This is a genomic window from Bradyrhizobium sp. 521_C7_N1_3, assembly GCF_052075975.1.
GTDB classification, from domain to species: Bacteria; Pseudomonadota; Alphaproteobacteria; order Rhizobiales; family Xanthobacteraceae; genus Bradyrhizobium; species Bradyrhizobium japonicum.
This window is the reverse complement of sequence record NZ_CP197232.1, coordinates 9,857,733-9,883,726: the sequence shown is the minus strand read 5'-3', so window position 1 is coordinate 9,883,726 and position 25,994 is coordinate 9,857,733. Positions and strand designations below refer to the sequence as shown.

At 64.3% G+C, this 25,994-nt stretch carries 27 protein-coding genes, 1 tRNA gene and 1 riboswitch; of the genes, 19 read left to right on the top strand and 9 right to left on the bottom strand.

The genetic code is table 11. The features are described 5' to 3' along the window. Window position 1 precedes the first annotated feature (1 nt). The 3 genes from AB7008_RS46950 to AB7008_RS46940 are packed head-to-tail and all read left to right on the top strand — an operon-like array spanning window position 2 to window position 3,048. Window positions 2–1,267 (top strand): OpgC domain-containing protein, encoded by a 1,266-nt coding sequence (locus AB7008_RS46950; RefSeq protein ID WP_028155148.1) that lies wholly within the window; start codon window positions 2–4, stop codon window positions 1,265–1,267. Further along, window positions 1,267–2,046 carry an SGNH/GDSL hydrolase family protein gene (locus AB7008_RS46945; RefSeq protein WP_248880419.1) on the top strand — a complete coding sequence of 260 codons (780 nt, stop codon included), beginning with the start codon at window positions 1,267–1,269 and terminating at the stop codon, window positions 2,044–2,046. The genes AB7008_RS46950 and AB7008_RS46945 overlap by 1 nt, the downstream gene beginning before the upstream one ends. Before the next feature lie 12 nt (window positions 2,047–2,058). Continuing rightward, complete coding sequence (locus AB7008_RS46940; RefSeq protein ID WP_248880418.1) at window positions 2,059–3,048, top strand: SGNH/GDSL hydrolase family protein; 990 nt, start codon at window positions 2,059–2,061, stop codon at window positions 3,046–3,048. 124 nt (window positions 3,049–3,172) lie between these two features. On the opposite strand, the gene AB7008_RS46935 is transcribed toward AB7008_RS46940, so the two are convergent. After that, window positions 3,173–4,360 carry an O-succinylhomoserine sulfhydrylase gene (locus AB7008_RS46935; protein WP_304494295.1) on the bottom strand — a complete coding sequence of 396 codons (1,188 nt, stop codon included), beginning with the start codon at window positions 4,358–4,360 and terminating at the stop codon, window positions 3,173–3,175. 74 nt (window positions 4,361–4,434) lie between these two features. Then, window positions 4,435–4,514, bottom strand: a riboswitch (SAM riboswitch). A gap of 109 nt (window positions 4,515–4,623) precedes the next feature. Here AB7008_RS46935 and AB7008_RS46930 point away from each other — a divergent pair. The 4 genes from AB7008_RS46930 to AB7008_RS46915 all read left to right on the top strand — a co-directional run bounded on the left by AB7008_RS46930 (window position 4,624) and on the right by AB7008_RS46915 (window position 9,152). Next, a complete protein-coding gene (locus tag AB7008_RS46930) occupies window positions 4,624–5,730 on the top strand; it encodes a 2'-deoxycytidine 5'-triphosphate deaminase (RefSeq protein ID WP_014491310.1) in 1,107 nt (368 codons plus the stop codon). A 243-nt stretch (window positions 5,731–5,973) separates the two neighbouring features. Further along, window positions 5,974–6,387, top strand: a complete 414-nt coding sequence (locus AB7008_RS46925) for a PAS domain-containing protein (protein ID WP_304491999.1) — start codon at window positions 5,974–5,976, stop codon at window positions 6,385–6,387. Between the two features lie 104 nt (window positions 6,388–6,491). Next, a complete protein-coding gene (locus AB7008_RS46920; protein ID WP_304491998.1) occupies window positions 6,492–7,544 on the top strand; it encodes a hypothetical protein in 1,053 nt (350 codons plus the stop codon). A 162-nt stretch (window positions 7,545–7,706) separates the two neighbouring features. After that, window positions 7,707–9,152, top strand: coding sequence for an MATE family efflux transporter (locus AB7008_RS46915; protein WP_304491997.1), 1,446 nt, complete (start codon window positions 7,707–7,709; stop codon window positions 9,150–9,152). Here AB7008_RS46915 and AB7008_RS46910 read toward each other — a convergent pair. The 5 genes from AB7008_RS46910 to AB7008_RS46890 form a co-directional block, all read right to left on the bottom strand. Then, on the bottom strand, window positions 9,149–9,646 hold the full coding sequence (locus tag AB7008_RS46910) for a hypothetical protein (RefSeq protein WP_304491996.1): 498 nt from the start codon (window positions 9,644–9,646) through the stop codon (window positions 9,149–9,151). The two genes, AB7008_RS46915 and AB7008_RS46910, sit on opposite strands and share 4 nt — an antisense overlap. Window positions 9,647–9,746: 100 nt before the next feature. Next, window positions 9,747–10,148, bottom strand: a complete 402-nt coding sequence (locus AB7008_RS46905) for an SRPBCC family protein (RefSeq protein WP_041957366.1) — start codon at window positions 10,146–10,148, stop codon at window positions 9,747–9,749. A gap of 143 nt (window positions 10,149–10,291) precedes the next feature. Continuing rightward, on the bottom strand, window positions 10,292–10,651 hold the full coding sequence (locus AB7008_RS46900) for a VOC family protein (protein ID WP_248880415.1): 360 nt from the start codon (window positions 10,649–10,651) through the stop codon (window positions 10,292–10,294). A gap of 55 nt (window positions 10,652–10,706) precedes the next feature. Then, on the bottom strand, window positions 10,707–11,546 hold the full coding sequence (locus AB7008_RS46895; RefSeq protein WP_304491995.1) for a helix-turn-helix transcriptional regulator: 840 nt from the start codon (window positions 11,544–11,546) through the stop codon (window positions 10,707–10,709). 95 nt (window positions 11,547–11,641) lie between these two features. Continuing rightward, window positions 11,642–12,217: a methylated-DNA--[protein]-cysteine S-methyltransferase gene (locus AB7008_RS46890; RefSeq protein ID WP_028148010.1), complete on the bottom strand. Its 576-nt coding sequence runs from the start codon at window positions 12,215–12,217 to the stop codon at window positions 11,642–11,644. Between the two features lie 173 nt (window positions 12,218–12,390). Here AB7008_RS46890 and AB7008_RS46885 point away from each other — a divergent pair. Both AB7008_RS46885 and AB7008_RS46880 read left to right on the top strand, forming a co-directional pair. Beyond that, window positions 12,391–12,464, top strand: a tRNA-Gly gene (locus AB7008_RS46885). A gap of 78 nt (window positions 12,465–12,542) precedes the next feature. Continuing rightward, a complete protein-coding gene (locus AB7008_RS46880) occupies window positions 12,543–13,319 on the top strand; it encodes a hypothetical protein (RefSeq protein WP_441261054.1) in 777 nt (258 codons plus the stop codon). Between the two features lie 184 nt (window positions 13,320–13,503). Here the strand turns inward: AB7008_RS46880 and benC are convergent, their stop codons facing one another. Genes benC through AB7008_RS46865 form a run of 3 tightly spaced genes read right to left on the bottom strand, consistent with a single transcriptional unit; the run spans window position 13,504 to window position 16,375 of the window. Further along, window positions 13,504–14,529: a benzoate 1,2-dioxygenase electron transfer component BenC gene (gene benC / locus AB7008_RS46875; protein WP_304491871.1), complete on the bottom strand. Its 1,026-nt coding sequence runs from the start codon at window positions 14,527–14,529 to the stop codon at window positions 13,504–13,506. Between the two features lie 20 nt (window positions 14,530–14,549). Beyond that, a complete protein-coding gene (gene benB / locus AB7008_RS46870) occupies window positions 14,550–15,041 on the bottom strand; it encodes a benzoate 1,2-dioxygenase small subunit (protein ID WP_304491870.1) in 492 nt (163 codons plus the stop codon). Then, window positions 15,038–16,375 (bottom strand): Rieske 2Fe-2S domain-containing protein, encoded by a 1,338-nt coding sequence (locus tag AB7008_RS46865; protein ID WP_304491869.1) that lies wholly within the window; start codon window positions 16,373–16,375, stop codon window positions 15,038–15,040. Before AB7008_RS46865 ends, benB begins: the two co-directional genes overlap by 4 nt. 424 nt (window positions 16,376–16,799) lie before the next feature. Here AB7008_RS46865 and AB7008_RS46860 point away from each other — a divergent pair, with 424 nt between their 5' ends. From AB7008_RS46860 to AB7008_RS46815, 10 genes are all read left to right on the top strand, one after another. Further along, window positions 16,800–17,765 carry a helix-turn-helix domain-containing protein gene (locus AB7008_RS46860; RefSeq protein ID WP_304491868.1) on the top strand — a complete coding sequence of 322 codons (966 nt, stop codon included), beginning with the start codon at window positions 16,800–16,802 and terminating at the stop codon, window positions 17,763–17,765. 40 nt (window positions 17,766–17,805) lie between these two features. Continuing rightward, window positions 17,806–18,444, top strand: coding sequence for a hypothetical protein (locus AB7008_RS46855; protein WP_441261053.1), 639 nt, complete (start codon window positions 17,806–17,808; stop codon window positions 18,442–18,444). Between the two features lie 102 nt (window positions 18,445–18,546). Further along, window positions 18,547–19,128, top strand: coding sequence for a helix-turn-helix domain-containing protein (locus AB7008_RS46850; RefSeq protein WP_028160282.1), 582 nt, complete (start codon window positions 18,547–18,549; stop codon window positions 19,126–19,128). Further along, entirely contained in the window at window positions 19,128–19,640 is a 513-nt protein-coding gene (locus AB7008_RS46845) for a GNAT family N-acetyltransferase (protein WP_304491866.1), read from the top strand. Before AB7008_RS46850 ends, AB7008_RS46845 begins: the two co-directional genes overlap by 1 nt. A gap of 2 nt (window positions 19,641–19,642) precedes the next feature. After that, window positions 19,643–20,107 carry a GNAT family N-acetyltransferase gene (locus AB7008_RS46840; RefSeq protein ID WP_304494282.1) on the top strand — a complete coding sequence of 155 codons (465 nt, stop codon included), beginning with the start codon at window positions 19,643–19,645 and terminating at the stop codon, window positions 20,105–20,107. Window positions 20,108–20,195: 88 nt separating this feature from the next. Continuing rightward, entirely contained in the window at window positions 20,196–21,239 is a 1,044-nt protein-coding gene (locus AB7008_RS46835) for a LacI family DNA-binding transcriptional regulator (RefSeq protein WP_304491865.1), read from the top strand. 84 nt (window positions 21,240–21,323) lie between these two features. Further along, window positions 21,324–22,781, top strand: coding sequence for a xylulokinase (xylB, locus tag AB7008_RS46830; RefSeq protein ID WP_304491864.1), 1,458 nt, complete (start codon window positions 21,324–21,326; stop codon window positions 22,779–22,781). Continuing rightward, complete coding sequence (gene xylA / locus AB7008_RS46825; protein WP_441261052.1) at window positions 22,778–24,100, top strand: xylose isomerase; 1,323 nt, start codon at window positions 22,778–22,780, stop codon at window positions 24,098–24,100. The genes xylB and xylA overlap by 4 nt, the downstream gene beginning before the upstream one ends. Window positions 24,101–24,112: 12 nt before the next feature. Beyond that, on the top strand, window positions 24,113–24,871 hold the full coding sequence (locus AB7008_RS46820; protein ID WP_441261051.1) for an ATP-binding cassette domain-containing protein: 759 nt from the start codon (window positions 24,113–24,115) through the stop codon (window positions 24,869–24,871). Then, window positions 24,871–25,953: an ABC transporter permease gene (locus AB7008_RS46815; protein ID WP_028160276.1), complete on the top strand. Its 1,083-nt coding sequence runs from the start codon at window positions 24,871–24,873 to the stop codon at window positions 25,951–25,953. Before AB7008_RS46820 ends, AB7008_RS46815 begins: the two co-directional genes overlap by 1 nt. Window positions 25,954–25,994 lie beyond the last annotated feature (41 nt).

Here is a 25,994-nt window from a genome sequence, read left to right as displayed (position 1 = left end):
GATGACCATTGCCGACCAAGTGACGGGATCGACGATCGCGGGAACCGGCAAGCCTGCGGAGGCCAGACCTGCGGAGGCGAAGCCGCGCTCCGCCGCGCCGGCCATCACGCTGCCCGCCATCGGCGAGCGCGAGCTCCGGCTCGACCTGTTCCGTGGACTCGCGCTGTGGCTGATCTTCGTCGACCATCTGCCGCCGAGCCTTTTGACCTGGTTCACGATCCGCAATTACGGCTTCAGCGACGCCACCGAGATCTTCATCTTCATCTCCGGCTACACCGCGGCGTTCGTCTACGGTCGTGCCATGCTCGAAAGCGGCTTCGTCGTCGCCACCGCGCGCATCCTGCGGCGCGTCTGGCAGATCTATGTCGCCCACGTCTTTCTGTTCACGATCTTCCTCGCCGAAATCTCCTACGTTGCGACCAGGTTCGAGAACCCGCTCTACACCGAAGAGATGGGCATCATGGATTTCCTCAAGCAGCCCGACGTCACGATCGTGCAGGCGCTGCTGCTGCGTTTTCGTCCGGTCAACATGGACGTGCTGCCGCTCTATATCGTGCTGATGCTGGCGCTGCCCTTGATCTTGTGGCTGATGAAATGGCGGCCCGACGTGACGCTCGGCCTCTCGGTCGTGCTCTACGCGGTGACCTGGGAATACGACCTCTATCTGTCGGCCTATCCGAACGGCTTCTGGGCGTTCAATCCCTTCGCCTGGCAATTGCTTTTCGTATTCGGTGCATGGTGTGCGCTCGGAGGTGCGCGACGGATGTCGCGCATCCTGGCGTCCCGCGTCACGATGTGGATATCGATCGCCTATCTGGTCGCGGCGTTCTACGTGACGCTGACCTGGTATGTGCCGCAGCTCTCCCACTTCATGCCGAGGCGGCTCGAGCAGTGGATGTATCCGATCGACAAGGCCGATCTCGACGTGCTGCGCTTCACGCATTTCCTGGCGTTCGCCGCACTCACCGTTCGCTTCCTGCCCCGGGAATGGCCGGGCCTGAAATCGCCCTGGCTGCGGCCGCTGATCCTCTGCGGCCAGCATTCCCTGGAGATCTTTTGTCTCGGCGTCTTCCTCGCCTTCGCCGGGCATTTCATCCTGGCCGAAGTCTCCGGCGGCGCAGCCATGCATGCGCTGATTAGTCTCTCCGGAATCCTGATCATGTGGGGCGTGGCCTGGGTGATTTCGTGGTACAAGCGCGTGGCTGACAAGAGCGGTGCGAAAACCAAAAACGCCGTCGGCAACGCCGATCTGGCGGGAGGGGGCTGATGAAGGCGAAGGTTCTCCTGAGCCTGGTCCTGCTGTGCGGTAACCTCGCCGCGCCCCTGGCGCGCGCGGGAGATGCCGTGTCGGCTGCTCCGGCCGCGCCCCCGGCCTGCGAATTGCCATCCTATCTGCTCACCACCGAAAGCCAGCTTCCGAGGGTCGCCGATGCCATCAAGGCCGGCAAACCGCTCGAAATCCTGGTCATCGGCAGCCGTTCGACCACGATTCCGGCTTCGGAGGACAGCTCCTATCCGGCGCGCATGCAGGCCATCCTGCAGGACAGGCTGCTGCCGTCGGAGACCGTGCACGTCTCCGTAGAAATACAGAGCAAGAAGACGGCCGAGGAGGCGGCCGCCACCTTCGTTAAGCTGATGGAAGCAAAAAGGCCTACTTTGGTCATCTGGCAGACCGGGACTGTGGATGCTATCCGAGCGATTGATCCCGATGATTTTCGCGGGGCGGTGACCGAAGGGGTTTCCGCGTTGCAAAAAGCAGGGGCTGACGTCGTGTTGATGAACTTGCAGTACAGCCCGCGTACCGAAACCATGATCTCGGTGCCGCCCTATCTCGACAATATGCGGGTGGTGGCGCAGGAGCATGACATCCCGCTGTTCGACCGTTTCGCGATCATGCGGCAGTGGAACGATCAGGGTCAGTTCGACCTGTTCAGCCCGTCCCGCGGGCCAGAGCTGGCGAAACAGGTCCATGATTGCCTTGGCCGGGCGTTGGCACAGTTCGTGATCGACGCAGCCCATCTGGGGCCGGCTGAGCAGCAAAATTGAGGTCTAGCGTTAATGAGTTCTCTCCGCCCTTTTTGCCTGACGGCATGGCTGGCTGCCCCCGCGGCGGCTCTGGTGTTGCTGACGCCGGTGTCGCTGGCACCGGTGCAGGCGCAGGCCACGCAGGCAACGCCCGCGCCGCAGCAGGCCGCTAGTCCGGCTTCCACTTCGCCCTCCCAGACCACCGTCGCCGCGACGTCCCACGAGCAGCGCGGCGTGACCGCGCGCGCCATCGACAAGGTGAAGCAGGTCGCGAAATCCGCCGGCGACATTTTCAGCCGCGTGCCCTGCCTCACGCCGAAGGGTGGCTCGAAGACCATGGGCTCGCTGCCGCATGTCGCGGGCAAGCTCGCCGCCGGCAAACCCGTCGTGATCGTCGCGTTCGGCTCGTCGTCGACGGCCGGCTATGGCGCGAGCTCGCCTGATTTCAACTATCCGAACCGTCTCGCCGCGCAGCTCCGCCGGCAATATCCGACTGCCGACATCACCGTCATCAACGCCGGCGTCGGCGGCGAGGACGCGCCCGAGATGATGAAGCGCCTCCAGAAGGAGGTGATCGACGTGCATCCGGATCTCGTGATCTGGCAGGTCGGCACCAATGCGGTACTGCGCAATCTCGATCCCGGTGATACCGCCAAGATGGTCGAGGACGGCATCTCCCGCATCCAGGCCGCCGGCGGCGCCGACATCGTGCTGGTCGATCCGCAATATTCGCCGGCCGTGAACCAGCGCAAGGAGAGCGCCGGCAAGATGGTGCAGCTGCTCGGCAAGGTCGCCGAGCTCCGTCACGTCGGCATCTTCCCCCGCTTCGAGGTGATGCGCGACTGGCACGAGAATCAATCGATCCCGGTCGAGAGTTTCGTGATCGCCGACGGCCTGCACATGAACGATTGGGGCTATGCCTGCTTCGCCCAGCTCCTCGGCGACGACATCATCCGCTCCGTCGGCCAGATCAAGCTCGGCGTGAATGTGCCCGCGGACGTGCGGACGTACCGGCCGATGTGAGCTTCCGTAGGGTGGGCAAAGGCGCGCCCTTCGCGCGCCGTGCCCATCATCTATCGGCGATATGATCGTGAATCGTGGGCACGCTCCGCTTTGCCCACCCTACGATTCCGATCTCGTGGAGCCCTCACGCCTTCTCCAGCGCCGCGGTCAGATCCTCGATCAGATCATCCGCATGCTCGAGCCCCGCGGAGAAGCGGATGAAGCCCTCGCTGATGCCGAGCGCGACGCGCTCTTCCGGCTTGAGGCGCTGATGCGTCGTGGTCGCCGGATGCGTGACGAGGCTCTTGGCATCGCCGAGATTGTTCGAGATTTTTGCAAGCTTGAGCTCGTTGAGCACGCGGAACGCACCCTGCTTGCCGCCCTTGACCTCGAAGCCGACCAGCGTCGAGCCGCCGCGCATCTGCTTCTTCACGAGAGCTGCCTGCGGATGATCGGCGCGGCCGGGATAGACCAGCCGTGAAATCTTCGGATGGCTCGCCAGCACGTCGGCGATGCGTCCCGCCGTCTCGGTCTGCGCGCGCACGCGCACACCGAGCGTTTCCAGGCCCTTGAGCAGGACCCACGCGTTGAACGGCGAGATCGACGGGCCGGTCTGGCGCATGAAATTGTGGATGTGCTCGGCGATGAACGCTTCAGACGACAGGATGATGCCGCCGAGACAACGGCCCTGGCCGTCGATGTGCTTGGTCGCGGAATAGACCACCACGTCGGCCCCTAGCGCGAGCGGGCTCTGCCAGATCGGCGTCGCGAACACGTTGTCGACGACGAGCCGCGCGCCGCCGCTGTGCGCGATCTCGGCGATCCCTGGAATGTCGAGCACGTCGAGCGTCGGATTGGTCGGGCTCTCCAGGAAGAACGTCTTGGTGTTCGGCCTCAAGGCGCGCTGCCATTGGTCGAGATCGAGACCGTCGACCAGCGTGGTCTCGATGCCGTAGCGCGGCAAGAGATCCTGGATGACGTAGAGACACGAGCCGAACAGGGCGCGGGAAGCGACCACGTGATCGCCGGCCTTGAGCGGCGCCAGGATCGCGGTCGTCACCGCGGCCATGCCGGTCGCCGCCGAGCGGGCGGCTTCGGCGCCTTCGAGCTCGATCATGCGGCGCTCGAACATCGCGATGGTCGGGTTGGAATAGCGCGAATAGATGAAGCCGGGATCTTCGCCCTTGAACCGCGCCTCGCACTCCTCGGCGCTGTTGTAGACGTAGCCCTGGGTCAGGAACAGCGCCTCCGACGTCTCGCCATATTGCGAGCGCAGGGTGCCGGAATGGACCAGGCGGGTTTCGGGACGGTAGTTGGCGGTCGACTTCGACATAGGTACCTCCGACATGACCGTCTCGTCGAAAACGGTCACAAAAAAACCGGCCTGGATATCTCCACGGGCCGGGATCACAGAGGTCCCCGGCCTGTTTAGCGACTTATTTAACGTGGCTGCAAGCCGGCCGGCTCAAATCACCACGGGATAAGTCATGCTCATATTCCGCAATGCCCTTTTCGTCAAGGCGTCCATCGGATAGCCGTAAAAGGCTGTATTTTCCGCATGTCCGGATACATTTGCCCCCTGACGAGGACCCAGGTTTGACGTTCACGGTCGCCGCCGACGCCAATGGTATCCTGCCCGACCGCATGATCGCGGCGATGGCGGAAGCGGGGCTGATCCTGCCTGCCTACGATTTCGTCGAGAGCCAGATCCAGCCGGCGAGCCTCGACCTTCGCCTCGGCGACATCGCCTATCGGGTTCGCGCCAGCTTCCTGCCCGGTCCCGGCGCGACCGTCGCCGAGCGCATCGACGAGTTGAAGCTGCACGAGTTCAGCCTCACCGACGGCGCGGTGCTGGAGACCAATTGCGTCTACATCGTGCCGCTCCTGGAAAGCCTGGCGCTGCCGCCGGAGATCGTCGCGGCCGCGAACCCGAAAAGCTCGACCGGCCGGCTCGATGTCTTCACCCGCGTCATCGCCGACGGCACCCGCCGCTTCGACATGATCGGCGCCGGCTATCACGGCCCGCTCTACGCCGAGATCAGCCCGAAGACGTTTCCGGTCCTGGTCAGTGAGGGCTCGCGCCTGAGCCAGGTGCGCTTCCGCACCGGCGATGCCATCCTCAACATCGATGATCTCGAGGCGCTGCACGCGACCGAGCGTCTCGTCGATCTCGACGATGCCGATCTCACCGGCGGCGTCGCCGTCTCCGTCGACCTCTCCGGCGAGAAGGCCAACGGCTTCGTTGGCTATCGTGCCAAGCGCCACACCGGCGTCGTCGATGTTGATCGCCGCTCCGGCTATGCGGTGGAGGATTTCTGGGAGCCGATCTCGGCACGTCCCGACGGCAGCCTGATCCTCGATCCCGGCGAGTTCTACATCCTCGCCTCCAAGGAAGCCGTGCAGGTGCCGCCCGATTACGCCGCGGAGATGGTGCCGTTCGATCCCCTGGTCGGCGAGTTCCGCGTGCACTATGCCGGCTTCTTCGATCCCGGCTTCGGCTATGCCGGCGCCGGGGGGCAGGGCGCGCGCGCCGTGCTCGAAGTGCGCTCGCGCGAGGTGCCGTTCATCCTCGAGCACGGCCAGATCGTCGGCCGTCTCGTCTACGAGAAGATGCTGGCGCGCCCCGACGCGATGTACGGCCAGCGCATCGGCTCGAACTACCAGGCGCAGGGCCTCAAACTATCGAAGCATTTTCGGGTGTAGTGCTGGCCTCACTCTCCGCCGTCATGCCCCGGCTTGACCGGGGCATCCAGTACGCCGCAACCTATCGGCTCTACAACAGATGCCTCTGGAATACTGGATCGCCCGATCCCGTCTCCGCCAAGGCTTCGCCGGGCCAAGAACTCACTCGGCCGCCGAAGCTTTGGCGAAGGCGGCAAGTCGGGCGATGACACCGAATGTGTGGCAGGGTGCGAAACAAGTTCCGGCTACGTGCGAGGCTTCCCGATGCCCCATCCATCCGAACTCGACGCAAGGATCCTCGATGATGTCGCGGACGCGCTGATCTATTCGGATCGCGCCGGCACGATCACGCGCTGGAATCGGGCATCGACCGCCTTGTTCGGCTTCTCCGCTGGCGAAGCGCTCGGCCAGAACCTCGATCTGATCATTCCCGAACACCTGCGCGCAGCGCACTGGAAGGGCTTCGAAGCTGCGCTTGCCAGCGGGTCGATGAAGCTTGCGGGCAGGCCGACGCTGACCCGCGCGCTGCACCAGAGCGGACGCAAGCTCTACATCGAGATGACCTTCGCGCTGGTGCGCGATCCCGGTGGTGCCGTGGTCGGATCGGTCGCGATGGCGCGCGACGTCACTGAACGCGTCGAGCGCGAGCGCGCGGCTAGGCTTGCGCAAAATTCGTGATGCGGAATTGACGGGCTGGCGTGCAGGGCGCTCTGCCTGAGCGTCAGGTTGCCTCGTACCGGGCGCAGTGACACACTCGATCAAAACAACGATCGGGAGTGAACATGACCGCCGCACCAGACGCCGCACAGGAAGCGCAATGGAAGCGCTGGCGCGCGGTCGCCGACCTCTATCACGCCTACTTCACCGGCCTCATCCTCACCGTCGTCACACGGCGCGGCACGGCGGATGCTGCCGAATTCGTCTTCCGCGTGTTTCGCCGCCAGCAGCAGGAGCGCTTCCTGCCGGGGCTTGAAAAGCTCGGTCTCAGTCATCTGCCGCCGGCGGTGGCCGCCGCGCAATATCACTATCTCTCCAACTGGATCGGCGGCGTGCATGTCGAGTACATGTATGAGAGCGACCGCAAAGCCTGGATCCGCTATCCGCCGCCGCGCTGGATCTGGAAGGGCACCGCGATCTGCGGCGTCCCGGGCGAGGTGAGCCGCGCGATGCTGCGCGGCTGGCACGCCAACAATGGCGTCGCGCTCGGCGATCTCAGGCTCGGCTTCGTCTGCACCAAGCAGAGCGTCGACGGTCAGGACGGGCTCGAAGGCTATTATCATCAGTACGGCCACCCGCTCGAGCTGGACCAGCGCCTGGTGTTCGCGCGCCATCTGGAAGCGCCGTCGTTCGACGCCAAGACCGCGCCTGCCTTGCCCGTCGCGAGCTGGCCGAAGCCGCGGCTGGAAAAAGCCTACCGCAACTACGCGATGGAGTACGTGCGCACCGCCGCGCCCGTGATGGTGCAATTGTTCGGCCCGGAAGACGCCGGCTATCTCCTGCACCTCACCGGCAAGCTGATCGGGATGCAGTATTTTGACGAGGTCGCGGCGGCGCTGTCTATGCGCCGTGGTGGCGCCAGCGAGTTCGCAGCGTTCCTGAATGCGCTGTTTGCCGCGCAGGATGACGCTGCCGAGACGATTGCATCAGAAGGCACGTTTGAATTTCGCCAGCAGAGCTGGAAGCTGATGGATGACGTCGCCGACTATCATCGCGCCTGCACCAGGGTGCTGGAAGGGTTGTTCGAGGGGCTCGCTGCCGGATGCGGGCGGCACATCGGCGTGCACCTGCGCCCGACAGCGGGCGGTCGGCCGCCGCTGGTCTGGACCATTGAGTAATTCCACCACTTGAAATGCGCTGCCGCAGGGCACGCCTGCATCCGGCGCAGGAGGAATCGGCAATTGCCGTGCTAAGCCTTTCATCGCGCTTTCCGCGCGAAGAAATTTATTGGCACACCTACGCATTGCCGCGCCGCAAATGGCCTGTGCCCGGGAGAGGACATGTCCGACATCGCCGAAATTCCGGTCGATGAACAAGAGCGGCCGCTGCCGCTGCCTCCGCGCCCGGTGCGAAGCGCGCTGATGGACGGGCCGATTCTGCGCACGCTGCTCGGCCTCGCTTGGCCGAACGTGGTCGCGCTGTCGGCCGGCACCTGTGTGGTGATCGCGGAGACCTCCTATATCGGCCGGCTCGGCGTCGAGGCGCTGGCGGCAATGGCGCTGGTGTTTCCGACAGTGATCCTGACCATGACGATGTCCGGCGGCGCCATGGGCGGCGCCGTGGCGTCGGCCATCGCACGGGCGCTCGGTGCAGGCGATCGCGAGCGCGCCGGCACGCTCGCCGCGCACGCGCTGCTGATCGGCATCACCTTCGGCCTCGTCTTCATGCTGGGCATGCTGATCTTCGGGCCGCGCGTTCTGGAAATGCTCGGCGGCCGCGGGGATGTGCTGACGCATGCGGTCGCCTACACGCAGGTGTTTTTCGGCGGGGCCGTGCTGCCCTGGCTGCTCAACACCATGGCCGGCGTGTTGCGCGGCACCGGCAACATGAAGCTGCCGTCGTTCCTGATTCTCAATTCGGCGGCCTGGCAGGTCGTGCTCGGCGGCACGCTGGGCCTCGGGCTCGGCCCGGTGCCGCAGCTCGGCATGCGCGGCGTCGCCGCCGGCGCGCTGATCGCCTATTCGATGAACATCTGCGTGATGGGATGGTACCTGTTCTCCGGCCGCGCCCGTGTCGTGCCAAGACTGCGCGGCCTGCGCATCCAATGGGCGATGTTCTTCGATATCCTGAAGGTCGGCGCCATTGCCTGCTTCTCGCCGCTGCAATCGGTGCTGACGATCTCGATCTTCACCCACATGCTGGCGAAGTTCGGCACCGCGATTCTCGCCGGTTACGGCATCGGCGCGCGGCTCGAATTCCTGCTGACCTCGATCGCGTTCTCGTTCGGCATCGCCTCGGTGCCGATGATCGGCATGGCGGTCGGCGCCGGCCGCATCGCCCGCGCGCGGCGCATCGCCTGGATCGCCGGCGCGAGCGCATTCGTTGCGGTCGGCGCGCCGGCGTGCCTGGTCGCGACCTTCCCGGATCTCTGGGTCAACATCTTCACCGACAGCGCCACCGTGCGCGCGACCAGCCATCAATATCTGTCGACGGTGGCGCCGTTCTACGCCTTCATCGGGCTCGCCTCGACGATGTATTTCTCGTCGCAGGGCGCGGCCAAGGTGATCGGGCCGGTGCTGGCGCAGACCGCGCGCCTGATCTACATCGCAGCGATTGGCTGGTGGCTGTCGACACATGACGCCACCGCGCAGAGCTTCTTCTGGCTGGCCGCCAGCTCGATGGTCGTGCTCGGCCTGCTCTCGTGCTCCAGCGTGGTGCTGACACGCTGGGGGCCGCGTGAGAGCAAGGCTGCGATCAGGCCTGCTCTCTCCGGTATTGCAGACTAGCGGTGCCTGTGGCGGCGATGGCCGCCACCGCCGACATTGGCGAGCCGCATCAATTGCGGGATCATCGCCATCATGTCGCCGCCGCCGGAGCCGCCGAGCATGCCCATGATATCGCCGCCGCCCATTCCGGTCGGCATATAGCCGCCACCGCCCATCGGCGTGTAGCCGCCGTAGTTCGGCGCGCCAAAGCCCCCGCCGAGATTGCCGCCGCCGAGGCCACCCAGGCCGCCGCCCCCCATCATGCCGCCGAGCCCGCCGCCGCCGTTCTCCATCATGCGGCTCATCATCGGACCCATGGTCTGCATCAGCATGGCAAAGCGGCGCTTGCCCATCTTCGCCTTCATCATCTCCAGCATCGGCGCCATCTGGGTCATCATGTCCTCGCCGCCGGCGCCTCCGCCGCCGAGGAACTGCGCCTTTGCCGGCGCGCTCGAGATCGAAAACAGCAGCAGCACGGCGGCCGCCTGGCAGATCACCTTGTCCGCACCTCTCATGGCCTGCTCCTCGCGTGCGTGGCTCCGCCGGGAGAGCGGAGCCGACCGGACGCACGCGGCCATGATTAAGGCCGGCGAGGGCGAGGCTCTGTGAGAGAGATCACGCAGCCGCGGCCGGGAACGCCCGGTGTATCGCGGCGACGGCGTCCCTGGTCTGCCCCTGGACGTAAGCTGCAAGCTCATTCGGCAGCATGTCGATGATCCAGACAAGGCGGCAGCTCGCCTCGCCCTCGGCGATCACCTGCACCGAGGCGCTGTAATGCCTGAGCCGCTCGTTGTTGATGGCGTAGACCAGCCGCTGCCGCGCATCGTCGCAATCGACCAGCACCTCGCGCGCCACTGATCCATTGGCGAAGGTGACGATGCGTGCATCGCCGTCGAGCGTGCAGGCGGTGACGAAGCCCGGCGCCAGCCGCTGCGGCAGCGCGCCGAAATCGCGTACGGCGTCCCAGACGTCGCGGGCGGGAACGGGAAGGGAGATGTCGTTGTGGATGGAGGCCATGAAGGTGTCCTTGATTGAGAAGTTCGTAGGGTGGGCAAAGGCGCGCTCTTTGCGCGCCGCGCCCACCATTCATCGGCACTGTTGCACGGGATGGTGGGCACGCTACGCTTTGCCCACCCTACGAGTGCTCGTGCGCGGCGGCTCTACGTGCAAACCGCCTCGATGTTGTTGCCATCGGGATCAATGAGGAACGCCGCGTAGTAGGTCGGGCTATAGTCCTTGCGCGGGCCGGCGCCGCCATTGTCGCGGCCGCCGCTGTTCAGGCCCTCGCTGTGGAATGCCTTGACCGCATCATGGTCCTTGGCGCGAAACGCGATATGCACGCCGTCGGCCTTGCGTCCCTTGTTCAGGTGCAGCCAGAGCGCCGGCTCGCCCTTCGGCCCGAATCCCGCATAGCCGTCGCCGCTGGAACACAGGGCGTAGCCGAGCGGTGCCAGTACCGCGGTGTAGAAGCGCGTGGCGGCGTCGAGGTCGGCAACGCGCAGTCCGATGTGGTCGTACATGATCGTCTCCATTGCAAAGCGCGCCGCAACTGGCGCGCGCCGGAGACGAATCTATTCAGTTGAGGGTCGCGCGCTCTTGGAGAATCTTGCGCTCGCCCTTCGACGCCTGCCGGAACTTCGTCGGTGACACGCCGGCCGCGCGATGGAAGGTTCGGACGAAATTGGAGAGATCGCCGAAGCCGACGTCATAGGCGATGTCGGTGACCGCGATGTCATCATCTGTCAGCAGCCGCGCCGCATGGCGTAGCCGCGAGCGCACCAGATATTGATGCGGGGTGACGCCGAGCACGGCCGAGAACAGCCGCAGGAAATGGAACGGGCTGAGGCCCGCCTGCCGCGCCGCCTGTTCGAGGTCGACCTCGGCATGCGAGTTGGCGTCGATCCACAGCGCGGCTTCGACTGCACGGCGGCGGTCGCGTGCGGTGGGCGTGGCCGGCTTGCGCGCCTTGCCCGAGACGACATCGATGAAGCGGCCGGCCAGAATTTGACCGACCTCGTCGAGACCGAGGTCGCTGTTGCCATCTGCCGCCGTCTGGGCGAGCTCGCCCAGCACCATCAGCTCGGGCAGCGGCGGTGTCGCGCCGACCTGCCAGATCTCGCGCCGTCCCCCGAGGGCATCGACCAGGTCTTCGCTGAAGAAGAAGCCCAGGCAGACGTCGCCGCTGACATGCTCATGCGTGCAGGTGTATTCCTCGCGGGGAGCCCCGACCAGCATCGAGCCCGCCACCAGCTCGAAGAAGCCGGCGCGGCACCGGCAGCCGAAGCTGCCGGAGCGGACATAGGCAATGGAATGCCCGGTGCGGCACTCCGCGAACGGCTTGTCGTCCGGTCCCGCATCGCAGCGAAACTCGGAGACCGTGATCGATTGCGTGGTCAGCAGCGTGGTCGCGTCCATGCCACCTATCTAGGCATGATCCGGACAAGTGTGTAGCGGCTGTCCGACAGGATCATGCCCAAAAAACAAAGCTAAGGTGCGCTTGCGATCGCGCCTTAGCTGGGCCTCGGTGGGGCAACGGGCAGCAGCACCTCGAACAGCGTCTTGCTCGCGACCGGATGGGCGCCCTCGAGCGCCAGCAGCCGCCGCTTGGAGATCACCCCGCCGTAAGGCGAGAGCCGGTCGGCGTAATTGCCGGCCTCCAGCACCCGGTGGCAGGGCACGATCAGCATGTAGGGATTTTTGGCGATCGCCTGCGCCACCGAATGCGCGGCGCCGGAGGCGCCCAGCGCCTTGGCGATCTCGTGATAGGTGCGGGTCTCCCCGCGCGGAATGGCGCAGGCGGCTTCATAAACGCGCCGGTGGAAGCCGGGGACGCCGCCGGCGTCCAGGCTGACCTCGGAAAAATCAGGGTCGCCGCCCTGCAGCAAGCCCGCGATGCCCTCGATCGCAAGCTCGGCATTCAGCGGAGGCTGCTGCTCGCGCGCCTCGGGATGGACCGCGAAAATCCGGCGGCGGGTGTCGATCTCCCGCGCCTCCGGCAATTGCACGGCAACCACGCCCGTGCTGCTCCAGACGATGCCGCAGCGCCCTATGGCCGTGTTGAATATCGCGTAGCCACGCCCCACCATGCACACGCCCCACTCAGTGCACGTCTCTCCCCAGACACGTGATCATAACACCGCCACAATCCGGCGCACCCAAAATCTTGCCAGGACGTTAACAACCGTCCGGCCGGCCGCGCCAAAGCGCTTGGCGAGCGGCGCCGTCTCGGCTAATCAGGGTTGGCGTGAGACGCGCATTCGCGGGCGTAGTTCAATGGTAGAACGGCAGCTTCCCAAGCTGCATACGAGGGTTCGATTCCCTTCGCCCGCTCCAACACTCCAACTACCTTTAAACAAAGCACTTTCGCGGCGTATTGAGAGTGACGCACTCGCTCTGCGGTCGCAGTTCGGCATGCCGACCGAGATCAAGTTCTCGCTCGAGACCGAGGACCGTGACGGGGCGCTTCTGCGCTGTCAGGAACACAATCTGCGGCTCGAGCGCGAATGGCGCGCCAACCTGGTCGGAACGCCGCCGGACGAACTCTCTCATCTCCAGATCGTCGCGCTCGCCGGCGAGTTGTACGCCGAGATGATCGCGGCCAACCGCGACGAGCAGGGGCGCGCAATCGACTGGGGGCAATCGCTCGGGGAGACCGATCGCCGGAAGCGCTTCTACATCGGTAGGCTCGGAACGCATCTCCGCATGACGTTCGGCGGCGAAGCGCAGGCGTTCCTGCGGAAGAGGGGCATCCTTCTGGTCGGCGACCGCCTGGAGACATTCGTGCGTGCGTACGTAGCGGCCAAGCAAAACACGATGCGCGAGCTGCTCCGCAACGCGCAGGGCGACTACAGGCCCAACCCCGAAGCCGCGCGCTATCCCAAGTTCGCGCCGCCGAATTCGGTGCGGAAGTTCGAGACGCTCTGGGCGGAGTTCTGCGACGCCCGGATGATCTCATCCGCCACCCACAAGAAATGGAAACCGTACTTCGAGCAATTGACGGCTGCCGTCAGCATGTCCGGGCAGGCCGAGGTCGCGACGGTTGCACTGCAAGCGCTGCGCCGTGTGCAGCCCAACATCTCGCTTGCCTGGATTGCAAACCAATTACCGTGGAACTTACACGCCGATCGCGAGCACTATCTGGAAGCCTTCTGCCGCGCGGGGTTGGACCAGGCCTCACTCACGTGGTGAATACAGCTTTTTAAGCATCCGTTAACCATAGCTTTCATGAATGCTGCTCCTGTGTGTTCGCGACGGGACTTGAATGACATGGCGCAGCGGATCCATTGGGCGCGGAGAGGTTCATTTTTCCACGCGTGGCCCCAAGGCTCGAGGCGGCCTTCATTATTTGCAGTGATGGCCCATGGCCCATTCATCAGATCGCGAAAGACTCGCTCGCGGCAGCGAACTTCTCGAAATGGATATTTGTGGGCAATAGACCGAACTTCGCGACATGCCGGCGCCCGCTCTCGACCATCTCGGGCGGCCCGCACAGATATACGTCCACGTTGCCGTTATTCAGCACGCTGGCGCTCAAATGATCGGTGACGTGGCCGGTCAGCGGATGCCGGCTTTCCCGGCCCGAACAGGTAGTGTCATAGGTGAAGTTCGGGATACGCGTTCCGAGCGCCTCGATCCGGTCGACCTCGACAAGATCGGCGTCATCGCGCACGCCGTAAACGAGTCGCACGGGCTGATCGTTGGCACCCCATGCAGCCAGGTACTCGAGCATCGACAAGATCGGCCCAACGCCGGTCCCTCCAACAAGGAACAGGATCGGCCGTCGCAGCGCACGAAGGTAGAAACTTCCGAACGGGCCGTCGAGAACCAACTTGTCCCCCGTCTTGGCCTTCGCCTCAAGATAGCCGCTCATCTTCCCTCCTGGCACATTGCGGATCAGGAAGGTCGCCACATCCGCGCCTGGCGCGGACGTAAAAGAATAGGGCCGCTTCGCCCTCGCATTCGGAGCGGTGACGTTAACATATTGCCCCGGCAGGAACATCGGAAGCGCACCGCCCAGCGGCCTGACCGATAGCCTTATGCGGTGGGCCGACAAGGCTTCGACCTTGAGTATCTCGGCCATTGTCTCCTTGGGCTTGACTTTGCACGCGCCGGAGGAAGCCAAGATATCGATCACCATGTCGGTCTTCGCCTTTGCCTGACAACAAAGGAAATAGCCTTCGGCCGCTTCCGCATCGCTCAACGCATCCTCGATATAGGATCCAGCGTCGAACGCACCCGACTGACGAAAGGCCTTGCAAGTGCCGCAAACTCCGTTGGTGCAGTCGAGCGGCACGTTGATGCCCTGGCGATAAGCGGCGTCGGCGATGCTTTCGCTTTCGGTTGCATCGATGAACCTGGTGATTCCATCTTCAAAATTGAGGGCAATCTTGTGTGACACGCATCACCCGTCGGCCATGATCAGATGTGATAGATGTCGATGACGTGGTGGATGTAGTCGTTCTTCAGAATCACCTTTTTGGCTTTGATCAGGGGGCGTTCGCCTGCAGTTTCGAGCGTGTAGAGGGAAACCCCGAAATAGGTGTCGACGATTTTGTAACGATAGCTAAGCGTCAGCCAATTGAAGCGGAGTTCGACTTTGCTGTCGCTCTGGGAGAGGATTTCGACATTTGATATGTTGTGCGACGTCCGCGGCTCCGGAGTGCTGGCGGTCGACCGTTCGGTCTTGATGCGAAAGACTCGGTCCTCGAGGCCGCTGCGACGGGCATAGTACATCAGCGAGATCTCTGCTTGAGGGTCTTCGACGAGTCTGTCGTGGTCGTCCCAGGCTGGCATCCAGAAGCTCGCGTCGGGCGCGTAGAAGGCCAGCCACGCGTCCCAGTCCCGATCGTCGAGGGCGCGGGCCTCGGCATAGAGAAATGCTTCGGCCCCGGACAAGGGGATCGTGCTCATGCTCTCTCTCCCTTGATCACGGCCGTGCGCAGCGCGTCGGACCAATAGCCGTGCTGAACAAGGAAGAGGCCTTCGTCCTCGATCTTTACGCCGCTTCGCAGCGGATGCAGGTCGATCGCCTGCGCCTCCTCATCGGCTCCCTCGACCCAGTGCGTCGCGCCGCGCGACAAGTCATTCCAGCGCATCGCCTTGGCCATGTATGCCTGCTGACAGGCGCGGAATTCCTCCAGATCGTCGGGCGTCGCCATACCGCTGACATTGAAGAAATCCTCGTATTGGCGAATGCGGCGCGCCCGCTGCTCTGCCGGTTCGTTCTTCGGCGCGATACAGTAGATCGTCACCTCGGTCTTATCCACCGCCAGCGGACGGAACACGCGCACTTGCGAGCTCATCTGGTCCATCAGATAGACGTTCGGATAGAGGCAGAGCATCCGGAGGTTTCCGACCATCCATTGAGCCTTGGCGCGCCCATGTGTCGCCGTGAGCTTGTCGAATTGCGCGTAGACGGGCCGGGACGTCGGGTCGGCAACCTGGGACCAGACCGCCAAATGGCCGTTCTGGAACGAGTAGTAGCCGCCCTTTTGCTTGGCTATCTTGCTGATGTCCATTGCCTTTATGTCATCCGTCTCCGCTTTGCGACGACTGATGGTGGCGATGTAGTTCCAATGCAGCGACGACACGTGATAGCCGTCGGCGCCGTTCTCGGCCTGCAGCTTCCAATTGCCGTCGTAGATGTAGCTGGACGAGCCGCGCAGGACTTCGAGTCCGTCGGGCGCCTGATCGACCATCAGGTCGATCATCTTCGTGGCCTCGCCCAGATGTTCGGCCAATGGCTTCACATCCGGGTTGAGGCTTCCGAACAGAAAGCCACGATAAGCCTCGAACCTCGCGACCTTTTTTAGATCGTGCGAGCCTTGGCTGTGGAATTGCTCGGGATAACCCGCGCCGTCGGGATCCTTCACCTTCAGCAACTTGCCGGAATTGCCGAATGTCCAACCATGGAACGGGCAGGTAAACGTCGACTTGTTGCCGCGCTTGTAACGGCAAAGCATCGCGCCACGATGACTGCAGGCATTGATGAACGCGTTGAGCCGGTTGTCCTTGCTTCGGGCGATAAAGATAGGCTGTCGTCCGATCCAAGTGGTGAAGTAGTCATGCTTGTTCGGAATCTGACTCTCATGCGCAAGATACACCCAGTTTCCCTCAAACAGGTGCTTCATCTCCAACTCAAAGAACTCTACATCGGTAAACATTGCGCGATCGCAACGAAACAGACCGTTAGCGGAATCTTCGACCAATGCTGCATCGAGACGTTCAATGATGCTTGATGTCATAGCTTGTCCTCTAACAAGTATCGATCTGGCTGTTGACTGGATGACGACGTTCGCAATCATCGTCGAGATCACCAGAATGTATGGCAACTCAGATAGACGTCACGAGACGATCGCGCCCTTTCTGCCTGTACGGATGCGCACTGCGCCAATCATGGATCTCGAACCTTGTCCGCATCCTCGCCTCCATTCTTGGAGCCCGGCTCGTCCATGACAGGCCAGGCCGAGCCGAACGCTTGACAGTCTGAAACGAAGTCTCAGCGGTGTGATCAATCGTGATCCAACGTTCAGTTCATGTCACTGCTATCGTGGATATTTCTGTCCGGTTACCTGTAAGAGCCTGTCTCGGCGATACGGGCATTGAACAACGGCTTCCTGCTGGACCGAGAAGACTCTCTAAAGTCAAGCGCCGTTGACGGAGGCGATCATGGATTCACGCGACGATTTTCTCGGCACCCAGAACCTGGATTACGAAGGGTGGCGAGATACGGTCCGCTCGATCTGTGGCCGGTACACGCCTAGCGGAATCGAACCCAAGAGCTTTTTTGGCAGAGCGCGTGCCCGAAGCGTTTGCGGATTCAGATCAGTGGACCTTAGTTTCAATGCTCAAATCGATCGCACGCTCCAGGATGTCCGCGCTGATGCTGTGGATCACTACTGCGCATTATTTCAGATCAATGGTCAGTCCAGAATTATTCAGAACGACCGGATCGTGGAAGTCACGGCCGGTGATATCGCTCTTGTCGACGTGGCCCGGCCCCTGACGTGCGCATCCGAGAAGGGGAGCGACCAGTGGTGGAGGTCTTTGCAACTGCCGCGCCGATCGCTGCCGGCTCATCTGGGCTCAGAACCGCGGTGCCCTTCTCGATGCAGCGGAGCGGCCGCAGCCCGACCGCTGCGTCAACTCCTTCAGGATGCCGTCGAGGATGAGCAATCAATGTCTGTCTCGGCCAAAGCCTACATGCGCCTCGCGTTCTACGATTTATTGGGTGCACTATTCGCACTCTCGGGCCCGGAAAATGCTTCCGTTCATACCGACAGAATTTTCGCGCGTGTCCGCGATATCATCAAGGATCACTTTTCCAATCCGGACTTCGGTCCTTGCGAGGCGGCAGCCGAGGCGGGAATCTCGTTACGCTACCTTCAGAAGCTCTTTACGGTGAGAAAATCCACCTGCAGTCATTTCATAAATTCGGTTCGTCTGGATCACGCTGCGCGTCTATTAGAACGCCGGTCATTTCTGAAAACAGGCCAGCCCATCAGCGAGATCGCCTACGCCAGCGGTTTTGGCGACTACACTTACTTCAGCCGAAAATTTCGGCGTCGCTTCGGTCATACACCAGGCTCCCATTGCGAAGATTACACCGAGCCCTGGGCGTTTCCACAGCGCTGAAGTGCGTCATTGGTTCACGATGTCTCCGCCGGACTCATGCTTGCCGACAAAGCAGGAATCGCGCGGCGCATTGCACGCGAAGACCGACAGCGCCGTTTTCAACACATTTGGAACGATCACCGCCGATCAGGGCGGCGCGATCGATTTCAAGGGTGGCCTGACCAATGGCGGCATCGTCAATGTGCACACCGGCAGTGAGGTGGATGTCTCGGGCAACCTCGTCAACAACGGCACTGTCCTGGACAGTGGCATGCTCAAGGTCGATAATTTGAGCGGGACTGGTACTGTCAACGTCAACAACGGGACATTGGTGGTCACTGGTAATCTAGGCAGCAATGTCGTTCTGGCGGGTGCGGACACATTTGTCTTCGGACCCGATGCCAAACAGATATCCGGTGTCATCTCAAACTATACGCCGGGCACAACGCTGGTGCTGGATGGCTTCGACGCCAAGGTGAACCCGGCCTGCGACACTCAGACCAAATATCTTGACGCTGACCGATGCGGATCATCATGCGATGACGCTTCACCTCGCGCCCGGGTCCCTGATCCCGCAGGCCCACGGTGCGGCGCCGGATTTTCTGGTCTAGCGAATTTCCCCAAGGACACTCTGTCGAGCCCGCCATGTCCAGGCGGGCTGTGGCAAGACGCCAGAGAACTCGCCGCGCAAAAATTCTAATATATTAGCTCCTCGTTCCCGGCACGCGCGGCTCGCCCGGCTTAAGCTCCGCTCGCCCTGATGGGTGCGGTCCTCGTGTCGGGCAATGTTTGGATGACAACCATGGACCAGCAGAAACTCGATCGTGCGATCGGTCGTCGCTTGAAGACGTTGAGGACGCAGGCGGGCATGACGTTGAACGAACTCGCGACGCGCTCCGGTGTCAGCCGGGCCATGATCGGGAGGGTGGAGCGGGCGCAGAGCAGCGCCACCGCTGCGCTGCTCAACAAGCTCTGCGCCGCGCTCGATGTCACCCTCAGCGACGTCGTCGCGCTGGCCGAGAAGCCGCCGGAGCGGCTGATGCGGCTTGCCGACCAGCCGCTTTGGCGCGATCCCGACAGCGGCTATCGGCGGCGTCACGCCTCGCCGCCGGATGCGGCAAGCGGCATCGAGATCATCGTCGTCGATCTGCCGGCCGGCGCGCGTGTCTCCTACAGCCCCTGGGGCCGCAACGCGTTCACCCAGCAGCTCCTGATGCTGGAGGGGGCGGTCTGCGTGCACATCGACGCCAAGACCGTGCGGCTGCGCGACGGCGATTGTCTCGATTTCGACGTGATGCGGGCGGTGACCTTCGAGAACGAAACCAAACAGGATGCGCGCTACGTCATCATCACGCGGCGCGGCACATCGTACGGGAAAATGTGATGTCGCTGATCGTGCGGGACGCCACGCTGGAGGACGCCGAAGATATTTTGGCCATCTACAATTACGCCGCGATCAACACCACGGCGGTGTGGACCGACGGACCGGCCGATCTGGATTCGCGGCGCGAGTGGATGCGCGCTCGGCAAGCGGCCGGCTATCCCGTGCTGGTCGCGATGAAGGGCAGGGACGTCGTCGGCTTCGCGTCATTCGGCGATTTCCGTCCGTTTCCCGGCTATCGCCACACCGTGGAGAATTCGGTCTATGTCGGCGTGCAGCATCATCGGCTCGGCGTCGGCCGCAGTCTGATGGCCGCGCTGATCGAGCGCGCCACTGCGCTCAACAAGCACACGATGGTCGCCGCGATCGAGGCCTCGAATTCCGCCTCGACCGGGCTGCACGCGTCGTTCGGCTTTGCCGAGGTTGGCCGTATGCCTGAGGTCGGCTGCAAGTTCGGCCGCTGGCTCGATATGGTCCTCATGCAGAAGCGGCTTTCAAGTGAGGTGAGGCCGTGACGATGCAGGTCCGCACCGGCGACACCTTTGATCCGCGCGTCGTTGCGCTGCTCGACCATCACGTCACGGCTGCGCGGGCACAGACCGCGCCGGGCAGCGCCCATGCGCTCGATCTCGCGGGGCTCCGCGCGAGCGACGTTGCGTTCTGGACCGGCTGGGACGGCGAGACGCTGGTCGCCACCGGCGCGCTGAAGATGCTCTCGGCCGACCATGGCGAGGTGAAGTCGATGCACACGCTGCAAACCACGCGGAGGCGCGGCTTCGGCGGCCAGATGCTCCGCCACATCATCGCGGAGGCCCGCGCGCGTGGCTTGAAGCGGCTCAGCCTCGAGACCGGATCCTGGGATTATTTCAAGCCCGCGCATGCGCTCTACCAGGCGCACGGTTTTGTGCTCTGTGGCCCGTTCGAGGGCTATGTCGAGGATCCCAACAGCCTGTTCCTGACGCGCGACCTGACGGGAGGCTGAGGCGGCGCGGCGCAACCTGGGCCCGAAAACATCGCCGTGCGCATCAAAATGAGTTGCGCACCTCAAAACACCTCGATAACCTTCAGCCATGGCCGATACCCTCACCGCGACCGCGCTGACGCTGAAGGACATCGCCCGCGAGGCGGGCGTCAGCCTCGCGACGGTCGACCGCGTGCTGCACAACCGCCCGGGCGTGCGGCCGGATACGGTCCGACGGGTCAAGGCGGCGATCGAGCGCAACGCCTTCCAGCCGCACGTCGCCGCCGCCGAGCTCGCCCGCAGCCGTGCCCGCCGCTTTGCCTTCGTGATGCCGGCGGGGCCGAACCCCTTCATGCAGCAGATCGAGGCCTATCTCGGCGAGATGTCGGCCTGGCTCTCAGCCCGCCGTCTCGGTGTCGAGGTCGTCGCCACGGATGTGTTCGACCCGTCCGTGCTCGCGGCCTCGCTGGAGGCGCTGTCCGGCGATTACGACGGCGTCGCCGTGGTGGCGCTGGACCACCCCGAGGTCCGCGCCGCGATCAACGATCTCGTCGACGCCGGGACGCGGGTCGTGACGCTGGTCTCGGACGTGCCGTCCTCACGACGCCACCATTATGTCGGCATCGACAACATCGCGGCGGGGCGCACCGCCGGCGCGCTGGTCGGTCGGCTGGTCGGCCAACGGTCCGGCAAGGTCGCGATCGTTGCGGGCTCGCAGGGCCTGCGCGACCATTCCGAACGCATCTTCGGCTTCAGCCAGGTGATGGCGTCGGAATTCCCCGATCTCAGCGTGCTGCCGGTGCTGGAAGGACGCGACGAAGACGGCCGTTCGGAACAGGTTCTGGCGCAGCTGCTCGGCAGGCATGCTGACATTGTCGGCCTTTATAACGTCGGCGCCGGCACGCAAGGCGTCGCCAAAGCGTTGAGCGATGCCGGCCGCGGCAAGCAGGTGGTGTTCGTCGGACACGACGTCACCGCCCTGACGCGCCGGCTGCTGTTGCAGGGCGTGATGGATGCCGCGATCTCGCAGAACCCCGGGCATGAAGCGCGCGCCGCCGTGCGCGTGCTGCTCGCGCTTGCGCGCGGCGAGCCGATCTTGCGCGAACAGGAGAAGATCAGGATCGACATCGTGATGCGGGACAATTTGCCCTAGGGGCGGGTGGATTTTCAAAAGCGGCCGGCTGCGGAAAGGGCGACTCTGAGATCGCGCACCGCAACAGGCGAAAGGGAGGATAGCGTGTATCTCGGTATCGACATCGGCACATCCGGTGTGAAAGCGGTGCTCGTGAGCGAAGCCGGCGCGATCGTCGCGACGGCCGCGCGCGAGCTTGCGCTGTCGCATCCTGCGCCGCTGTGGTCCGAGCAGGATCCCGACGCCTGGGTCGATGCGGCGGTTGGCGCCGTCGACGATCTCGCCGCCCGCCATCCGCGCGAGGTCGCGCAGGTGCGCGGCATCGGGCTGTCCGGCCAGATGCATGGCGCGACGCTGCTGGACGAGGATGGACGGCCGCTGCGCCCCGCTATTCTGTGGAATGACGGCCGCTCGCACGCCGAATGCGTCGCGCTCGAGCGGCGCTGCCCGTCGCTGCACACGATCGCCGGCAATCTGGCGATGCCCGGCTTCACCGCGCCAAAGCTGCTCTGGGTCGCGCGGCATGAGCCGCAGATCTTCGAGCGCGTGGCAAAGGTGCTGCTGCCGAAGGCCTATGTGCGTTATCGCCTCACCGGCGAGATGGTCGAGGACATGTCCGACGCCGCGGGCACGCTGTGGCTCGATGTCGGTCTGCGCCGCTGGTCGGCGCTGCTGTTGCATGCCGTCGGGCTCGATCTCCACCACATGCCCCGCCTCGTCGAGGGCAGCGAGGTCAGCGCAGTGCTCGCGCCGGAATTCGCACGGCGCTGGGGCATGGCCAATGATGTCGTGATCGCAGGTGGCGCCGGCGACAATGCCGCGAGCGCCATCGGGCTCGGCGCGATCGCGCCGGGCGATGCATTCCTGTCGCTCGGCACCTCCGGCGTGGTGTTCCGCGTCACCGATCGGTTTACTCCGGCACCGGCGTCGGCCGTGCATGCGTTCTGCCATGCGCTGCCCGGCCTCTGGCATCAGATGGGCGTGATGCTGTCGGCCGCGGCTTCGCTGGCCTGGCTCGCCGGCGTGATGGAGACGCCGGCCGCCGCGCTCCTGGCGCCGCTCGGCGAGCGTGTCGACGGACCGAGCTCGATAAAATTCCTGCCCTATCTCGACGGCGAGCGCACGCCGCACAACGATGCCGCCGCCAGCGGCGCCTTCGTCGGCTTGCGCGGTGCGACCGGGCGCAGCCAGATCGTGCAGGCCGTGCTGGAAGGCGTCGCCTTCGCCGCGCGCGACAACCTCGCGGCGCTGAGCGCGGCCAGCGGGCCAATCGCGGAGGTCGATCTCGTCGGCGGCGGCTCGCGCTCGCCGCTGTGGGCGCAGATCTGCGCCGACGTGCTCGGCATTCCCGTCCACCGCGTCGAGGAGGGCGAGGTCGGGGCCGCGCTCGGCGCCGCACGGCTCGGCCGGCTCGCCGCCACCGGCGAGGATCCCGCGGAAGTGTGCAAGCGCCCGCGGCGGCTCGCGAGCTTTGCGCCCCGCGCATCCGTCACTGCGGCCTATGACGAGGCCTATCGGCGGTGGCGCGAACTTTATCCTGCGTTGAAGGAGAGCCTTAAGTGAACGCATCCGCCAAATTCTTCGATGCAAGCGCCCCTGTCGCCTTCGGCGGCAATGATGCGGGAAACACGCCCGTCTTCCGCTGGTACGACAAGGACCGGCTCGTGCATGGCCGCAGGCTTGAGGATCATCTGCGCTTTGCGGTCTGCTACTGGCATTCGTTCTGCTGGCCGGGCGGCGATCCCTTCGGCGGCGAGACCTTTCTGCGCCCCTGGCATCAAGGTGCCGATGCGATGGCGCAGGCGCGCGCCAAGGCCGATGTCGCCTTCGAGCTGTTCCGCCTGCTGGACGTGCCCTTCTTCACTTTCCACGACGTCGATGCGGCGCCGGAAGGCACATCGCTCAGCGAGTCCGTCGCCAATCTCAACGCGATCGCCGATCTGTTCGAAGCGAAGATGGCCTCCGCAAAAGTCCGCTTGCTCTGGGGCACGGCCAATTTGTTCACGCATCGCCGCTACATGGCGGGTGCCGCGACCAATCCGGACCCCGAGATCTTCACCTACGCCGCCGGCCAGGTCCGCGCCGCGCTGGAGGTGACGCACCGGCTCGGCGGCCAGAACTATGTGCTGTGGGGCGGCCGCGAGGGCTACGAGACGCTGCTCAACACCGATCTCAAGCGCGAGCTCGATCAGCTCGGCCGCTTCGTCTCGCTGGTCGTTGAGCACAAGCACAAGATCGGCTTCAAGGGCCCGATCCTGATCGAGCCGAAGCCGAAAGAGCCGACCAAGCATCAATATGATTTCGACGTCGCCACCTGCTACGGCTTCCTGGAACGCTACGACCTCCTGAACGACGTCAAGCTCAACATCGAGCAGAACCACGCCATTCTTGCCGGCCACTCCTTCCATCACGAGGTCGCGCTCGCCGAGGCGCTCGGCATCTTCGGCTCGCTCGACGTCAATCGCGGCGACGATCTGCTCGGCTGGGACACCGACCAGTTCGCGATGAACGTGCCGGAGCTGGCTCTGGTGTTCCACGAGATCCTGAATCGCGGCGGCTTCACCTCGGGCGGGCTCAATTTCGACGCCAAGATCAGGCGGCAGTCGATCGACCCCGACGATCTGATCCATGCCCATGTCGGCTCGATGGATGCCTGCGCGCGCGCGTTCCTCGCCGCCGCCGACATGCTCGATGCCGGCGCCCTCACCGCGCCGCTCGCGCAGCGCTACGAGGGATGGGCGGGACCCGAGGGCCGGGCCATTCTCGGCGGCCAGCGCTCGCTCGCCGAACTTGCCGACCGTGCGCTCAGCCCCGGCTTCGACCCGCGGCCGCGCTCGGGGCGGCAGGAATATCTGGAATCCCTGGTCAACCGCTACGTCTGAGGAAAGCCGCTGATGACAAAGGCTGAAGCGACACCGGTCCTCGAGCTGACCGGCATCGGCAAGGAGTTCGGCGCAATCCGCGCGCTGCACGGCGTCGACCTGCAGGTCCAGCCCGGTGAGGTCGTCGGCCTGATGGGCGACAACGGCGCGGGCAAGTCCACGCTGGTCAAGATCATCGCCGGCAATTTCCGTCCGAGCCATGGCGAGATCCGCTTTGCCGGCAACGCGGTCCATTTCAACCGGCCCGTCGATGCCCGCGGCGTCGGCATCGAGGTCGTCTACCAAGACCTCGCGCTCGCCGACAATCTGACGGCTGCTGCCAACGTCTTCCTCGGCCGCGAGTTGAAGCGCAGGTTCGGCCCGCTGGTATTGCTCGACCACAAGGCGATGGCGGCGCGTGCGCTGGAGCTGTTCGGCGAATTGCGCTCGGAGACGCGCCCCGACGATCTCGTCAAGCAGATGTCCGGCGGCCAGCGCCAGGCGGTTGCGATCGCGCGGACGCGGCTCTCCAACGCGCGGCTGGTCATGATGGACGAGCCGACTGCCGCGATCTCGGTGCGCCAGGTCGAGCAGGTGCTCGGCCTGATCCACCGGCTGAAGGAGCAGGGCGTCGCCGTCATGCTGATCTCGCACCGCATGCCCGATGTGTTCGCGGTGTGCGACCGCGTGATCGTCATGCGCCGCGGCGAGAAGCGGGCCGACAAGCCGATCCACCAGACGTCGCCCGAGGAAGTCACCGCACTGATCACCGGCGCGAAGGAGGCGGCGTGATGGCCATGCCCTTGGAATCTCCGATCAGCTTCACCAATGTCGGCCGGATCAGATGGTGGCAGCGCGGCATCTTCGCCTCCCAGACCGGCTATGTGCTGCTCGCGCTGGCGATGCTGCTTGTGGTGATGCATTTCGCCAGCCCCTATTTCTTCACCGAAGGCAACATGCAGAACGTGGCGAAGAATTTCTCCTTCATCGCCATCGCCACCCTCGGCGTCACCTTCGTGATCATCACCGGCGGCATCGATCTGTCGGTCGGTTCGATGATGTGCTTCTCCGCCATGATCACCTCGATGGTCATGACCGAGCTGTCGGCGCCCGGCTCGCCGGCAGGCTCGCTGTTCGTGCATATGGCCGCCGACGGCAAGACCGTGCTGGCCAACGTGCCGGGTCTGATCCTGCTGATCTCGATCCTCGCGGGGCTCGGCGTCGCGCTGATCGCGGGCCTCGTCAACGGCTTCTGTATCGCCGTGCTCGGCCTGTCGCCCTTCGTCACCACGCTCGGCATGCTCTCGATCGTGCGTGGGCTCGGCTATGTCGTCTCCAACGGCCGCGGCAGTTTTCCGGGCGGGCCCGACGCTGATTACTTCTATGCGCTCACTTCCGGCGATGTGCTCGGCGTGCCCGTGCCCTTCATCTACCTCGTGGTCCTCGCGCTGGCGATGGCCGTGGTCCTGCACCACAGCTCGTTCGGCCGCCACGTGTTCGCGCTCGGGGGCAACGAGAAGGCCGCCGAACTCACGGGCATACCGGTCGTGCGGGTGAAGATCGAGGTCTATGTGATCTGCGCGCTTGCGGCAGGGCTCCAGGGCATCATCATCTCCGGCTGGCTCGGATCGGCGCCCGCCAACATGGCGACATCCTACGAGCTCAACGTGATCGCGGCGGCCGTCATCGGCGGCGCCAACCTCGCCGGCGGCATCGGCGGTCCGTTGGGGGCCATCGTCGGCTGCGTGCTGCTGGAAGTGATCCGCAACGGCCTCGTGCTGGCACAGGTCAGCTCCTACTGGCAGCAGACGCTGGTCGGCGTGATCATCATCCTGGCCGTGCTGGTCGACCGCATCCGCTCGCGGATGACCTGAAATGACGTCGTTCCGGGAGGGCAACGAAAATGTCGCCTGTC